The organism is Actinomyces sp. 2119, assembly GCF_003591215.1.
In the GTDB taxonomy this organism is placed as follows: Bacteria; Actinomycetota; Actinomycetes; order Actinomycetales; family Actinomycetaceae; genus Actinomyces; species Actinomyces lilanjuaniae.
On sequence record NZ_QYRR01000008.1, the window covers coordinates 34,102 to 48,191 of the forward strand.

The following is a 14,090-nucleotide window of genomic DNA, read 5'->3' on the forward strand; positions in this document are numbered from 1 at the left end:
CACTGTGTGGCGGACAGGATACCGAAACCCGGTACCGCTGCCCCGGCGCCCCCAGGAGGGTCCCCGGCTCCCCAGGGCTGCCTGCCTCAGGCTCCCGCCCCGGTTCCGCTGCTGGGTGGCCCCGGTTCCCCGCCCGCTCCGTCGGCACGGGCGCGTCTCCTCCCGCCAGCGTAGTCCGTCCAGGCCTGGGCCAGAAGAGTGTAGGAGCGTCGGCGCAGCACAGGGTCGTGGACGTGGGTGATGACCAGGAGCTCCTCAAGGTCCCAGCGCACGGCATAGGCGTGCAGGCGGGCGGCGACGTCGTCCGGCTCCCCCACAAAGGACAGAGCCATGGCTGACTCCACGGCCGCCTCCCGCCCCTGCGCGTGCCTGCGCCAGGAGCCCGGGTCCGGGCTGGGCGGGTCCAGCGGGCCGGGCCGACCGCCGATAACACGGGCAGCCGCCGCCATTGCCGTGGAGTAGAGCAGCTGCGCCTGGTCCATGGTCGGGGCCACGACGACGTTGACTGCCGCCGCCGCACGGGGCCGGTCCTGCGCTCGGGTGGGGGCCTGGGTGTCGAACACCGAGCGGTAGGTGCTCAGCGCCGCCTCCGCCTGGGCAGGAGCGAAGTGGGAGGCCACGGCAAAGGGCAGGCCCAGGCTGCCAGCCACACGGGCGCCGTTGACCGAGGACCCCAGGATCCACGTGGGCACGCGCGTGCCCTCAGCCGGGACGGCACGGACACGACCGCCGTGCTCTCCCCCAGGCTCGCCTTCGGCGTCAGGACCGGCACCTGGGAGCGAGCCGAGAAGGAGGGAGGCGGGGACCCGGTCCCACGCCTCCCGGGGGACGGAGCCCAGGTATGTGAGAGTCTCCAGGATCTCCTCGACAAAGTCGGGCAGGCTGGCACTACGTCGCCGTAACGCCGCCGCGGTGAGACGATCCGTGCCCGGCGCCCGGCCCAGCCCCAGGCTGACACGGCCGGGGTAGAGAGAAGCAAGGGTCCCCACCTGCTCCGCAACGACGAGAGGAGCGTGGTTGGGCAGCATGATGCCTCCGGAGCACACGCCGAGACGCTGGGTGGCGGCCAGGACCTGCCCCATGAGGACGGTCGTGGCCGAGGACATGTAGGTGGTGGAGCCGTGGTGCTCAGCCAGCCAGTAGCGCTCGTACCCGGCGGTGTCAGCAGCCACGGCGAGGTCACGCATGTCCGCAAGCGCCTGGGAGCGGGTGCGTCCGGCACTGACCGGCACCATGTCCAGCACGGACAGGGCGACGTCACCCTGGTCGCCCCGCCGGGGCGCCTCCCCACTCATACGGGTACCTTAGAGCACACCCGACGGAGCGCACCGCGCTCCAGAGGCTCACGGACAGGTTCAGCCAGGCTCAGCGCCAGATGCTGCGTACAGGCACCAAGCCAGCCACCGCCAGGGACTTCAGCAGGTCGCCGACCACAAAGGGGGCGAGCCCCATACCCACCGTCGCGGCCCAGGAGGCACCGGTCGCCAGCCTCAGCCACAGCAGGCCGGGGACGTAGACGAGGGCGGAGGCCAGCAGCATGGTGGCACCCAGCACCAGGGCACGCCTGGCGACGGAGCCTGCACCCCCCTCGGAGGAGCGCGACCAGCCCAGGGCACCGCGCCCGGCCACGCCAGCAGCCAGCGTGTAGCCCAGGACATAGCCGAAGGACGCGGTCACGCCCGCGCTCCAGCCCGCCAGAACCGGCACGCCAGCGGCGGCAAGGAGCGCCAGCACAAGCGCAGAGGCCATCCCACGCCTGGAGCCGAGCATGGAGCCCACACCGAGCGCAGCGAAGGTACCCAGCGTCACCGGGACGGGGGTGAAGGGCAGGGGAAGGGCCACCTGCCCTAGAAGAGCCAAGGTAGCCGTGCCGACCAGGACAAGGGCGAACTCGCGTGCCGCGGGTCGGACAAGACCTGCGGCACGGCTCATGGAACGGCCTGAAGAGGTTGTTAGCGTACGGGAAACAGGGGTCCTACTCTTAGTTGTCATACCGCAAACCATAGGGCCTGTGGCAGTGGCGAGGAAAGGGACGGAGGCAGGCTCCACAACGAGCACCGTGCCACTACCCCGCCGCTGCCGCCCTCGTAGCCGACCCGACCGACCAGCGCGCCCACCGCCGACTCTAGACTGAGACCGTGCCAGCCCAGACTCCCCAGACTCCGCCCGCCCTCAGCCTGGTCCCCGCCGCCTACGTACTCCTCCTCAGGCAGGCTCCCGCAGGCCGGGCAGGAGTGAGATCTCCCACAGCAGGGCCCTCGGGGCTCCTCGGCGGGCAGGGCGCACAAGCCTCATGCACCCAGGTCCTCCTACAGCTGCGGCAGCACACCGGCTATATGGACGGGTACTGGGCCTGCGGTGTCGCCGGGCACGTCGAGCCCGGCGAGAGCGTACTGGAGACCGCGGTCCGGGAGGCCAAGGAGGAGGTCGGCGTCGTCGTGGCGCACACGGACCTGGAACCGCTGACCACGGTGCATCGCAGCAACGACGTCGCAGGCCCAGGGCTGGAGCAGCGGGTCGACTTCTTCTTCGCCCTACACCGCTGGGAGGGGCGGCCCCGCGTTCGCGAGCCCGCCAGGACCGCCGCCCTGGACTGGTTTGCCCTAACCTCCCTGCCCCGTGCGGTCCCTGAGCACGAGCGCCACGTCCTGCGCCTGCTGGCCGACGCCCTCGACCGTGGGCAGCGGGTCCCACCGGTGACGACCTTCGGCTTCGATCCCGGCCAGGAGACAGCCCGCTACGGCACCGCCCGACCCCACTGAGCCAGGCAGCAGGCCCAAGCAGCGCCTAACCCGGGGCAGCGCCCAGCATGGGACGGCCTCGCAGTCGCCGGGGATGAGCCCAGGTAGGTCACAGGCGGGACGGTGGGCAGGTCGGAAAGCCACGGAACTGGGCAGGTCAGGAGGCTAGAAACTCCTCAATGGCAGGCAGTTCTTGGCGCGCCTGGGCCAGCCCCGCCTCAAAGGCGGTCACCACCCGATGGTAGCGCAGGTCGCCGTTGACCACCGGCATCCGGGCGGGCCGGAACAGGTAGACCCTCCCCTCACGCTGCATCGCCTCCAGGTCTGCGACGGTCTGGTTGTAACGCTGAGGACGCCTGCGGACCCCCTCCGCCGCCGCGGGGTAGCGGCGCAGGAGGGCACGGTAGAGCGCGGACAGGCGCCGCTCAGGCTTGCGGTAGCCCGCCGGGCGGGTCATGACCACCAGCATCTTGTCGTAGCCGTCCGCACGGGCCGCGTCCGTGGCGAAGCCACCGGTGGGTCCCAGCGCCCCGTCGAGGTAGGGCACACCGTCAACGTGGGTCACCGGCATGAGCACCGGCATGGACGAGGAGGCCCGCACCCGGGGCAGAAGGTGCGCCATGGTCGGCATGTCCTCCAGCCCCCAGTAGACCTCCTCACCGGTGTCGCAGCGGAAGGAGCCGAGGCGCACCGTGGAGGAGGTGGAGGCGAAGGTCTCCCAGTCAAAGGGCAGGGGCTCGTCAGGAGCGGAGGTGCGCTCGTAGATGTACTCGGAGTTGAAGTAGCCCTGCCCACGAGCAAAGCTGCCCCAGCCCCCGGCCTGGGGCTGGGTGGTCAGCCCCACAAAGGCCTCCCGAGCCCGCCAGGTGTCACGGGAGACAAAGTTGCACGTGTGCGAGGCCCCGGCAGAGATCCCTCCGACCCAGGGGAAGGACAGGCCGGCCTCCAGCATGACCCGCACCAGCCCTGCGGTATAGGCGCCTCTCATTCCTCCGCCCTCGAAGACCAGGGCGACATCATCAGGTCCGTGCGTGACCGGGGCCGGGACGTGGCCGGGGCTGCTGGCCGGCACAGGGCGGGCAGGGGCGGGCGGCAGGGACGGGTGGGTGGGCGTCACGGTGCTCAAGCCTATGGCTCCCTGGCGACATCCAAGGGCTGACAGGGCAGCGAGGTAGCGAGAGCCTTGGAACACTACCAGGCCATTGCCATCACCACGCCGCCGTCATAGCGTGCACGTATGAGAACGCCAAACTTGCTCAGCCCTCTGACCATGCGTGACCTCAGCGCCCGGAACCGCCTGTGGCTGCCCCCGATGTGCATGTACTGCGTGCCGGGGGACGACGGCGCCGTCACGGACTGGCACGTTGTCCACTACGCCAGCCGCGCGGTCGGCGGGTTCGGCACGCTCATTGTGGAGGCTACCGCTGTCACCCCGGAGGGCCGCCTGTCCCCCAACGACCTGGGCCTGTGGGAGGAGAGCCAGGTCGAGGGGCATCACCGTATTGTCGATGCCGTTCACGCAGCGGGCGCCCTGGCCGGTATCCAGCTGGGCCACGGCGGACGCAAGGCGGGTACTCCCCCGATGCGTCCCCGGGAGAAGGGCGCCCGCACCAGCACGATCGAGGGCTGGGAGCTCCTGGCTCCCAGCGCAGTGGCCTACCCGGAGCACGCGGTACCCACCGAGCTTGACGAGACGGGGATCGACCACCTGGTTGAGGCCTTCACCTCGGCGGCCCGCCGGGCGGTGGAGGCTGGGTACGACATCGTTGAGCTGCACGGCGCCCACGGCTACCTCATCCACGAGTTCCTCTCCCCGCTGTCCAACTTCCGTACCGACTCCTACGGCGGCTCGCCCCAGGGGCGGCGCCGCTTCCTGCTGCGAGTGGTCCAGGCCGTGCGCCAGGCCATCGGGGAAGAGAAGGTCCTGGACGTGCGCCTGTCTGCCACTGACTGGGCCGACGGCGGCCTGACCGGACAGGACACTGTCGAACTCGCCCGCCAGCTGGCCGAGGCCGGGGTCGATATCCTGCACGTGTCCACCGGAGGCAACGTACCAGCCCAGGTTCCTGCTGGACCCGGCTTCCAACTACCCTTTGCCGCCCAGGTGAAGGAAGCGGTCGCAGGAACCAGGACCCAGGTGGTGGGCGTAGGCCTCGTCGAGACAGCCGCCCAGGCGGAGCAGGCCCTGGTGACTGGCCAGGCAGACGCTGTCGCCGTGGGCCGGGCCGCCCTGCGGGACCCCTACCTCCCACTGCGCTGGGCCGCCGACCTCGGAGTCAGGAGCTGGCAGGAGGCGCCCTGGCCTATCCAGTACTGGCGCGGCACCTGGCACTGAGGCGAGCCAGCAGAAGCCCTAGCCTAGAGCAGCACACGGTATAGCGCAGCCCCTGGCTCCCAGTTGTTCCGGGAGCCAGGGGCCACCTACGGGACTCGCCATTCTTTCAACGGCAGCACAACTTTCTTAGGAAAGCCTGCCCCCAGAAAGAAGAGCCGATGCGGGGGAAGCAGTACCCCGATCCTCACGACGACAGCACTCGCAGCGATCAGGTCCAGAGGCCCATCAGACCACGCACCTCGACGGACTAGACCTCGAAGGACCGGGCAAGGTGCCCACAGTGACTGACGACCAACCGTTTCCTGGCCGACCGCGCCACCGCATCACACGCCCCAATAGGAGGAGTTCCCGCTAGGAGGATTCCCTGCTGCCTCTCCCGCACAAGCCTCGACGGACCGCGCTCATGCGCACTCGTCCTGCTTGCCCTTCTTGTCGGAGTCCTTCTTGTCGGAGTCCTTCTTGTCGGAGTCCTTCTTGTCGGAGTCCTTCTTGTCGGAGTCCTTCTTGTCGGAGTCCTTCTTGTCGGAGTCCTTCTTGTCGGAGTCCTTCTTGTCGGAGTCCTTCTTGTCGGAGTCCTTCTTGTCGGAGTCCTTCTTGTCGGAGTCCTTCTTGTCGGAGTCCACGCTGACGCCGCCCGCGCTCAGGACGGCCTCGCTGGACACCTCCGCTGCTTCCGGCGCCGCCGACGCCGCCGACGCGGTCGACGACATACCGGCGAGCAGCAGGGCAGTGCAGAACGCCGTTGCCACCTTCCTGACAGTGCTCCGTCCCATGATCAGTCCTCTCCGTGGCTCCCGCGCCCCCGGGGCAGCACCCCCACGGGCGCGCCACTGATTGTTATCAGGTTGTTAGGTAAGCGTCCCACCCTCCATTACCACGGTCAAGCACCCAGGTTTTCTCAAGGTAGAAAATCTTAGCTATGAAAGGTTTCATTCTCCGGCGGCAGGACGCATCGGTGACACCTTTGACCCGAGGACATTCGCAGACAGGCGCGAGCCGCTGAGGCGAGCGGTGAACGAGAGCAGGACCTTTTATGGGAGATAATGAAGAAGTGTCTGAACTCTTTTCCTTGCCGTTTACCTCTCATAACCTAAAACAGCGCTGAAAGGAATCGCCGTTCTGGTCTCCCGCTCACAGGCCACCTCAGGACCCCGTCACGAGGGCACCCGACCGCCCCGTGGGCCTCCCCCGTCGCAGCAGCCGATGACGGGGAGCCTGCACCGAAGTCAGCAGCGCGGTCAGCCTGCTCGCTTGCCCTTACCGGACCTCACCGTCGTAGTAGACCCACCGGCCGCCGCGGCGCACCAGCCGGGAGCGTTCCCGAAGCGTGTCGGCCACGACGCCCCCGCGCCCGTCACCGGTGCGGTAGCGGGCGACAAGCTCGACGACCCCCGTGTCGTCCCTGGGGCCACCGCCTGCTACCTCGCCGATGGTCAGACTGGTCCACTGGGTGCCAGGATGGCAGTAGGGTCCTTCCGGGCGGGTGCGAGGGTGCCAGGTACGGAACAGGTGGTCCTCGTCGCCGACGACGAAGGCCGTGAACCGCGAGCGCACCAGGGCCTCGGCAGTTGCCGCCGCGCCCCCGTCGAGGACCGGCTCGCAGCAGGAACCGTAGACCATGCCCGAGCCACAGGGGCAGTCCTCGGTGCTACGTACCCCCGCCGAACGCACCGCAGACGGCACGGCACCTGCCGACGCCAGGGGCAGGACCACGGCGCCTGGCACTACCCCGCCCGGGGCGTCCTCACCAGGTACGAGGCCGCTACCTCCGTGCCTACCTCGCGGGTCACCCAGCCGACCCCGAGAGCCCCGATCCTGCCTCGTTACCATGCTCACGCCCCCTGCCAGTAGGAGTACAGGGCGCGCGCCAGCCAGGGACCGTCCTTGACCCCGCCCATCTCCCGGGCCGAGTGCATGCTCAGCAGCGGCACACCGACGTCGACTGTGAGCAGGCCCAGCCGGGTCGCGGTGATCGGACCGATCGTCGACCCGCAGGGCACCGCGTTGTGGGACACGAAGACCTGGTGGGGTACGTCGGCAGCCGCGCAGGCACGCTCCCACAGAGCCGAGCCCTGGGCGCCGGTGGCGTAGCGCTGCTGAGCGTTGATCTTCAGCAGGGGACCGCTGTTAACCAGCGGCTGGAGCACGGGGTCGTGCAGCTCGGCACGAGCGGGGTGGACGGCGTGTCCGGCGTCGGCACTGACACAGCTGGACCGGGCCACGAGGGCGTGGAAGGCGTCGCCCTCAGCCCCCATGACCCGGCCCAGGCGTTCCAGCAGCGTCGCCAGGAGCGGACCGTCGGCCCCGGAGGCGGAGGCAGAACCAACCTCCTCGTGGTCGAAGGCCACGAGGACCACCGGTCCCACAGGCTCGGTGCCCGACTCGGCCAGGGCCTCCAGGGCCGCCAGCCCCGCATGGACGCTGGAAAGGTTGTCCAGGCGAGAGGAGGCGAGAAACTCCCCCTCACGACCAAAACGCTGCGGAGGCTGGACGGGGAAGGTCAGGATGTCGTGCCCGGCCAGCTGCGAGCGGTCCAGACCAGCCAGCTCGCACAGGTACTCCTCGACGGCGTCGCGACCCTCCCCGCCGTCAGGGCCGGACAGCGCCCACAGAGGCAGAAGGTGGGTCTGACGGTCCAGGCGGAGAGTCTCGTTGACACTGCGGTCCAGGTGGGGGGCCACGTGGGCGATCCGGGCAACCGGCCCGGTACGTACCAGGTGGCTGGTGCCGTCACGGGTTGTCAGGCGCCCGGCCAGCCCCAGCTCACGGTCCAGCAATGAGGGCAGGAGCGGTCCGCCGTAGACCTCTGCGTTGATAAGCTGCCAGCCGTGACGACTCACGGCAGCAGAGGGCTTGAGCCTCAGGGCCGGGGAGTCCGTATGGGCGCCGACGACACGAAAGCCCTCCTGCGGCCCGCTCCCGGTCCTGCCGCTGTCGCCGGGCAGGACCCAGGCGGCTACCGCCCCGTCCCGCACCACGTAGCCGCGCCGGGGCAGGTCCTCCGGCCAGGGGCGGGCCTCCTCCACGTGGCGGAACCCACGCGCAGCCAGACGTCGGGCGACCTCGGCCGCAGCGTGGTAGGAGGTAGGTGAGGCCAGGACGAAGTCAAACAGGGATGCCGTGTAGGCCTCGTCCGCATGAAGGGTCTCCTGCGCCTGCGGAGGTGGCGGTGAAGGCTGCGAAGATGGTGAGGATGATGAAGAAGCGGGCGCGACGGCGGGACTGGTCATGGTGACCAGTCTGGCACCACAGGCGTCGGCAGCCTGCCCCGCGTGCCCGGGCCAGGTATGGAGACTGACAGGGACAAGAGTGGCATAGAGATCAGTGGTAGAGATAGATGCCATGAGCAGCCTCCCCTCCCGCCCGTCGCCGTCCTTACCCACCGACCCGCCAGCAGGTCCTCCCCCTGACCTGCCCCAGGTCCCTGCGGCCACGACCACCAGCGTACGCACCGTCATGCTTGACGCCGACGGCGTCCTGCAGCTGATTGGCACCCCGTGGACGCAGGCGCTGCGCGATGCCGGCGGCACTGAGTTCGCCCACGCGCTGCTGGCTGAGGAAGAGGACGCGCTGTGCGGCAGGGAGAGCCTCACCACGCTCCTGGAGCGCCTGGTTGCACGGCTGGGCCTGGCAGCCACCACTGACAGGCTTCTGGCGCTGTGGTACCGAGCCGTACCCGACCCGTGCGCCTGGCAGCTGGTGGCCGAGCTGCGCAGCGCGGGCTACACCACTGTTCTAGCCACGAACCAGCAGTACGAGCGTCGGCAGTGGATGCGCGAGACCCTGGGCTACCGGGGGCAGGTTGACATTGAGGGCTACTCCTGCACCCTGGGGGTGGCCAAGCCGCAGCCCGAGTACTTCACCCGGCTCCTGGAGGAATCGGGCAGCGAGCCACGACAAGCCCTGTTCGTGGACGACAACACGGACAACATCTCCGCCGCCCAGTCGCTGGGAATCCGCACCGTGCACCACCGTGCCGACTCCGGCGGGCAGGTGCTGCGCCAGGAGGTCGTCGCCGCCCTGGCCAGCAGCTCCCGACACTGACAGCGCAGTAGCTGTATGGGCACGCATGAGCCGCAATGCGGTGCTGAGAGCGCACCGCGACGACGTGCTCAGACCTGCTTCCCCTGGCACCACGCTTCTCCGTCCTGAGGCCCACTGCACCGCGCACCTCCTCCTAAGGGAGGAGACACAAGCGGTATCTTTCTCCTCCTTCAGGGACTTGTCAGCCGCCTGGGCACTGACAAGACTGCTTCCTAGATCCTCCGGCAGGTTCCTCCGGCAGGAAGGCCTGAGGCAGCCTGGTCAGGCTAGCCAGAGGGGCCAATATGGGAGCAGAAAGGACAACCATGACCACGACGAACCGGGCGACGTCAACGTCCTGGCTCAACGGCTCCGGGCAGCTCCGCCTCCGTACCCCCTCCGCCCCTGCCGCACGCAGCGCTCCGGACCGTTTCCTGGGCCTCGTCTCAGCCATCCACCACTACCTGCCCAGCCCCCTGCGCAGGCGGGTGCCGGTCTCCTTCATTGGCTACGCCCTCATCAACGGCTCCGGCTTCTTTCTTGACATCGCCTGCCTGTGGTTCCTCTACGAGAGGCTCCACTGGTTCTACCCCCTGGCCGTCACGGTCGGCTACGCAATCGCCGGGACCTACTCTCTTCTGCTTAACCGCTGGCTCAACTTCCAGTCCCACGGGCACCTGGTCGCCCAGGGCACGCGCTACGCCGTGGGACTGGTCAGCCAGTACGTGATCTTCATCCTGGGCCTGTCCTCGTTGCTGCACTGGATGGGCATGGGAGCCGAGCTGGCCCGGGTCCTGTCAGCGTGCTGCGAGGGTGTCTACCTGTACGCCGTGACCCGCCTGTGGGTGTTCCGCGACTCGCCTGAGCCTGAGCCTCTCACCCACTGAGGCACACTGGGGCGTCACTCTCCCCCTACCTACCCTGCCGTCGGCCCGGTCGCATCAGCCTGCGTTCTCCGCTGGCCCGCCATCCCCACCAATCGGGCCAGATAGCTCACCAGAAGGCTCGGGCCGTCTCCGTGGGACCTCCCAGCTCGGTCAGCCCGGCGTCAAGGACGCTAACAGGCCGCAGACCACCAGCCCACTCCTGGGGGCCAGGAAGAAGAACCCGGACCCGGTAGCCGTCGCGCGCCCAGGCCTGTCTCAGTGCCGGGGGCATCTGCGGGCTCTCCCAGGCCAGTTGGGCGGCGTGGGCGCACTGGGCCGCCATCTTGCCCGAGGTCATCTGGTGCATCGGCGTAACCTCAATGGCAACCAGGGCACCGACCGAGGTGGACTCCTCCCCCAGCTGCACCTCCTCAGCAGCCTGGGGACAGCGATGAACCCGCTCAGTTATCGCCGCCGGCTCAGGCGGCAGCCGTACGCCGGTAGGAAAGTGGGTCCCCTCAACCTGAGTCCCGGCCAGGGGCTCGGGGAGGGGGCGCACCGGCCCTGGCACAAAGGCGCGAGCAGCCGCCTGCCCCCACCCGGGCGGTCCGTCCTGGGTGACGGTGACACCGGGAAGCTCCTGGACGTCCCGCCACCGCCTGCCGCGCGCCCGGCGCACCAGCTTGCGGATCTGTACACGACGCCAGCGAGCGACCGCCCCGTGCCAGGAACCGCCGGGAGCAGACCCCGGCGCCGCCAGAAGAGCCACGACAGCTCGGGCAACGGCCTCGGCCACGTCCACCTGCCGGGGCGGGACCACCTTGTCGTAGCGCACCGCCACCTGCATGGCCCAGGGAAGGTCCTGCGCCTGACGTTGCGACGCGGCACCCACCAGACCGGGCTCATCCCGACGCCCCCGCGACTCCCGGTGTCCGCTCACACCGCAATCACCGGCTTCAGGATGAGCGGGCTCATCCTGTCGTGGGTGAGGACGGTCAGAGGCAGGCACACCGCGAGTCTAGACCAGGCCGCAGGCGCGGCAGGCTCGGTCGGCGCGGCAGGGCCGGAGACCGGGATCCACCCGCAGACTCAGGAGACGGGGACTAGATCGTTCTTCGGTATGAGCACCCCCTTGCCTCAGTAGCCGTAGATTGACGCCCATGAGTCAACCACCGTCTACCCCGGCTGCTGTCCCTGCCACGCCTGGAAGCAGCCCAGCCTCCCGGGACCCGCAGCGACCCAGGATCTTTAACGGCTCCACCATCCACGGGCTGCGCGGGACCTCCCGGCTGCGCCATCCTGTGGAGATCCCGCTGCTCGTGACGTGCATCCTGCTCGCCGTGGTCATCTACGTCCTGTGGATCGCCCTCATGACCTGGCTGATCCTGGTTCCCGAGCCCACAGGTGCCGGTGCCCAGCTGCGTGACCTCATCCTGGAGGCTCCTGACAGCAGCATCACCCAGCTGCTGCTGGCAGCCCCTGCCCTCCCGCTCATCCTCTGGGTGCTACGTGCGCTCATGTACGCCCAGATGCGTGCGCAGTCCGTCCAGATGAGCCCCACCCAGTTCCCCGAGGGCTACCGGATGGTGGTCGAGGCGGCCCAGCAGTTTGGCCTGCGCCGTGTGCCTGACGCTTATGTGACCTTAGGCAACGGCGTCATCAACGCCTTCGCCTCCGGTCACGGGTTCCGTCGCTTCATCGTGGTCCATTCCGACCTGTTCGAGGTCGGGGGCTCCGCACGCGACCCCGAGGCCCTACGCTTCATCATCTCCCACGAGGTCGGCCACCACGCCGCCGGACACACCTCACTGTGGCGTGTCGTCATCATGAACCTCATGGGCAACATCCCCCTGCTGGGAATGGCACTGTCACGGGCCCAGGAGTACACCGCCGACAACCACGGCTACGCCATCGCCCCCAGGGGAACGGCAGGAGCGATGGGTCTGATCAGCGCAGGCAAGTACCTCGGCGCACAGGTCAACACGCACGCGCTGGCGGACCGGGCCACCCGGGAGAAGGGCCTGTGGCTCCACCTGGTCAACTGGGGCTCGACACACCCGGTCAACACCTGGCGCGCCCACGCCCTGCGGGACCGCAGCCGCCCGGGACGCATCATGATCCGCCCCAGGGAGTCCACCGCCTGGTTCCCGCCCACGCACCCCGCGGGCAGCGACTGGAGCGACATCTGGCCCACCCCGGCCCAGGTCCTGGAGCGCCTGGACTCCACCCGTCCCCTGGTCCCCGCCGAGGAGCAGTTCGGGCGTTATCCCGGCGTCACCTACCAGGTACCCCGCGACCAGCTCCGTTGGGCCAGCCCGGTCCCCGTCCCGGCAGCCCCAGCCGGGTTCCAGCCCTCAGGCTACGGGTTCCACGGGTACTCCGCCTCCGCAGGCACACAGGCCCCGGGAGGCGCTGCGCCCTCGCAGGGCACCACGCCAGCCCCTGGGAGCACCGCCCAGCCCGGTGGGAACCCTGGCAACATCCAGCCTGGCCCGGAGGGCTCCGTCTAACCAGGCGGGGCCTCCCCGGCCACACTGACGACACACGTGGTGGCACGTGGCCAGGGAACGGGCTGGGGCCTGCCCCAATGACAGGGCAGGCCCCAGCCCGTCGCCACTTGCCGCAGCAGCGGACGAGGACTGAGGAAAGAACCGGCGTCAGAGGCTGGCGACCTTGGCCGCTACCCTGAGCCGTTCCAACTGCGCGGGCAAGCCCAGGGAGTCAGCGGGGGCCGCCGCGCGCTGGCACCGTGCGGCGGCCCCGTCCAGCTCAGCCAGACGCCTCCCCACGGACTCCACCGCCTGCGAGGCGGCGTCGGACAGCGCTGTGGCCTTCGCAGGCAGGTCGGGGTCGCGGGGGGAGGCAGAGCCGGTCCACAGCATGAGGAGCTGGTGCGGAATCGTCATCATGCGGCTCACCTCACCGATGTCGGAGGCTACCTGCTCTGCCAGAGCACGGTGCTCCTGCGCCTGCTGCTCCATCTCGGTCAGCCCTTGCGCCAGGGACTCGATAAGGTCGGGGACGCCCTGGGAGGAGGCCTGGGTGTCCCCCACGCCGTCGATGATCTCCGCAACGAGCATCAAGGTGGTGGTGGCGTGGAGACGGGCCAGCGCGACACGGAAGCGCGTGCGGGCGCTGTTGGTGTCCAGCCGGACCAGGGTGTCTGCCAGGCGCTCCACCACAGGACCGACGATCCCCTGCATCTGGACCCACAGGTCGATCAGGTCCGCCAGGGGCCTGACCCTGGGGTCGCTGCGGTCCAGCTCGGAGACAGCGTGCTCTGTCAGCAACGGGTCGTCCAGGGTCTCGCGCAGACCCTGACCTGCCGCCCTCAGCGCGCTCGACAGCTCGACAAGCTCGTCCTGGGCACCCATCCACGAGTCGAGCCCAGAGACCACGGCCGTGACGGCCTCAAGCATCGTACCCAGCTCGCCGTCAGCACCGGGACGCTGCGGAAGACCCGCGGACAGCTCCTCACGGCGCGCCACCTCCGCGGGCAGGGCGGTGTTCTGGAAGTCTTCGTAGGAAGGCATCCCGACCTGCTTCAGGAGGTCACCGATGCGCTGGGCACCCTTCTGGGCAGCGAGACGGCGGCTGTCGCCCTGGGCGAGGGCCTGGTCCTCCACCTGCCTGGCCTCACGGTAGATGGAGCAGGCGGTCTCGAAGAAGTCGGTGCACACCGGACGGGTCCGCACAGACAGGTAGCCGCCGTCGGGAAGCGGGGTCACTGTGGCGAAGACGTCGTACTGGCTGCCGTCTGCCGCGAGGTTGCGCACGTAGCCGGCAAAGGGGTGCCCCTCCTTGAGCGCGTCCCACATCTCCCGGAAGACTCCTCCGGGCATCTCCGGGTGGCGCACGATGTTGTGCGGGGCGCCGGACAGCTCCTCCCGCGTGTACCGCGACAGCTCGATGAACACGTTGTTCGAGTGCCGGATAAGCCCGCGGGAGTCCGTGGTGGAGAAGAACAGCTGGTCCACTCCCACCTCATGGATGGCTCCGGTGGCCTTGACCTTGTGCACGACGCTCACGCTCCTCAGGAGTGGGGCAGCACGACGAGCACGACATGGTCGACCACGACATCGCTGACGCGGAGCATGCCTCAGAGCAGACCCGCAGCTGCCCGCA

The 14,090-nt window shown here is 69.2% G+C and carries 13 protein-coding genes; 5 read left to right on the forward strand and 8 right to left on the reverse strand.

The genetic code is table 11. The annotated features are described in order from the left end of the window. Positions 1 to 86: 86 nt before the first annotated feature. Positions 87 to 1,295: an LLM class flavin-dependent oxidoreductase gene (locus D4740_RS10210; RefSeq protein ID WP_119836841.1), complete on the reverse strand. Its 1,209-nt coding sequence runs from the start codon at positions 1,293 to 1,295 to the stop codon at positions 87 to 89. 70 nt (positions 1,296 to 1,365) lie between these two features. Then, positions 1,366 to 1,932, reverse strand: a complete 567-nt coding sequence (locus D4740_RS10215; protein WP_259390789.1) for a biotin transporter BioY — start codon at positions 1,930 to 1,932, stop codon at positions 1,366 to 1,368. A 206-nt stretch (positions 1,933 to 2,138) separates the two neighbouring features. Between D4740_RS10215 and D4740_RS10220 the strand changes: the two genes are divergently transcribed. Beyond that, positions 2,139 to 2,762, forward strand: a complete 624-nt coding sequence (locus tag D4740_RS10220) for an NUDIX domain-containing protein (protein WP_119836843.1) — start codon at positions 2,139 to 2,141, stop codon at positions 2,760 to 2,762. A 136-nt stretch (positions 2,763 to 2,898) separates the two neighbouring features. On the opposite strand, the gene D4740_RS10225 is transcribed toward D4740_RS10220, so the two are convergent. After that, the gene (locus D4740_RS10225; RefSeq protein ID WP_119836844.1) at positions 2,899 to 3,867 is read right to left on the reverse strand and encodes a patatin family protein; all 969 of its coding nucleotides are present in this window, start codon (positions 3,865 to 3,867) and stop codon (positions 2,899 to 2,901) included. 111 nt (positions 3,868 to 3,978) lie between these two features. Here D4740_RS10225 and D4740_RS10230 point away from each other — a divergent pair, with 111 nt between their 5' ends. Continuing rightward, the gene (locus D4740_RS10230; protein ID WP_119836845.1) at positions 3,979 to 5,076 is read left to right on the forward strand and encodes an NADH:flavin oxidoreductase/NADH oxidase; all 1,098 of its coding nucleotides are present in this window, start codon (positions 3,979 to 3,981) and stop codon (positions 5,074 to 5,076) included. 401 nt (positions 5,077 to 5,477) lie between these two features. Here D4740_RS10230 and D4740_RS10235 read toward each other — a convergent pair whose 3' ends face one another. From D4740_RS10235 to D4740_RS10245, 3 genes are all read right to left on the reverse strand, one after another. Beyond that, on the reverse strand, positions 5,478 to 5,849 hold the full coding sequence (locus D4740_RS10235) for a hypothetical protein (RefSeq protein WP_119836846.1): 372 nt from the start codon (positions 5,847 to 5,849) through the stop codon (positions 5,478 to 5,480). Between the two features lie 484 nt (positions 5,850 to 6,333). After that, complete coding sequence (locus D4740_RS10240; RefSeq protein WP_119836847.1) at positions 6,334 to 6,906, reverse strand: YchJ family protein; 573 nt, start codon at positions 6,904 to 6,906, stop codon at positions 6,334 to 6,336. Between the two features lie 2 nt (positions 6,907 to 6,908). Continuing rightward, complete coding sequence (locus D4740_RS10245; RefSeq protein WP_119836949.1) at positions 6,909 to 8,306, reverse strand: M18 family aminopeptidase; 1,398 nt, start codon at positions 8,304 to 8,306, stop codon at positions 6,909 to 6,911. Between the two features lie 226 nt (positions 8,307 to 8,532). Here D4740_RS10245 and D4740_RS10250 point away from each other — a divergent pair, with 226 nt between their 5' ends. Then, entirely contained in the window at positions 8,533 to 9,120 is a 588-nt protein-coding gene (locus tag D4740_RS10250) for an HAD family hydrolase (RefSeq protein ID WP_259390805.1), read from the forward strand. Between the two features lie 305 nt (positions 9,121 to 9,425). Further along, complete coding sequence (locus tag D4740_RS10255) at positions 9,426 to 9,986, forward strand: GtrA family protein (protein WP_182911398.1); 561 nt, start codon at positions 9,426 to 9,428, stop codon at positions 9,984 to 9,986. Between the two features lie 106 nt (positions 9,987 to 10,092). On the opposite strand, the gene D4740_RS10260 is transcribed toward D4740_RS10255, so the two are convergent. Continuing rightward, positions 10,093 to 10,905 carry a peptidyl-tRNA hydrolase gene (locus D4740_RS10260; RefSeq protein ID WP_310732081.1) on the reverse strand — a complete coding sequence of 271 codons (813 nt, stop codon included), beginning with the start codon at positions 10,903 to 10,905 and terminating at the stop codon, positions 10,093 to 10,095. A gap of 304 nt (positions 10,906 to 11,209) precedes the next feature. Between D4740_RS10260 and D4740_RS10270 the strand changes: the two genes are divergently transcribed. Continuing rightward, positions 11,210 to 12,475 carry a M48 family metallopeptidase gene (locus D4740_RS10270; protein ID WP_259390806.1) on the forward strand — a complete coding sequence of 422 codons (1,266 nt, stop codon included), beginning with the start codon at positions 11,210 to 11,212 and terminating at the stop codon, positions 12,473 to 12,475. A 147-nt stretch (positions 12,476 to 12,622) separates the two neighbouring features. Here D4740_RS10270 and D4740_RS10275 read toward each other — a convergent pair whose 3' ends face one another. Then, a complete protein-coding gene (locus D4740_RS10275; protein WP_259390792.1) occupies positions 12,623 to 13,993 on the reverse strand; it encodes a PAS domain-containing protein in 1,371 nt (456 codons plus the stop codon). Between the last annotated feature and the right edge of the window lie 97 nt (positions 13,994 to 14,090).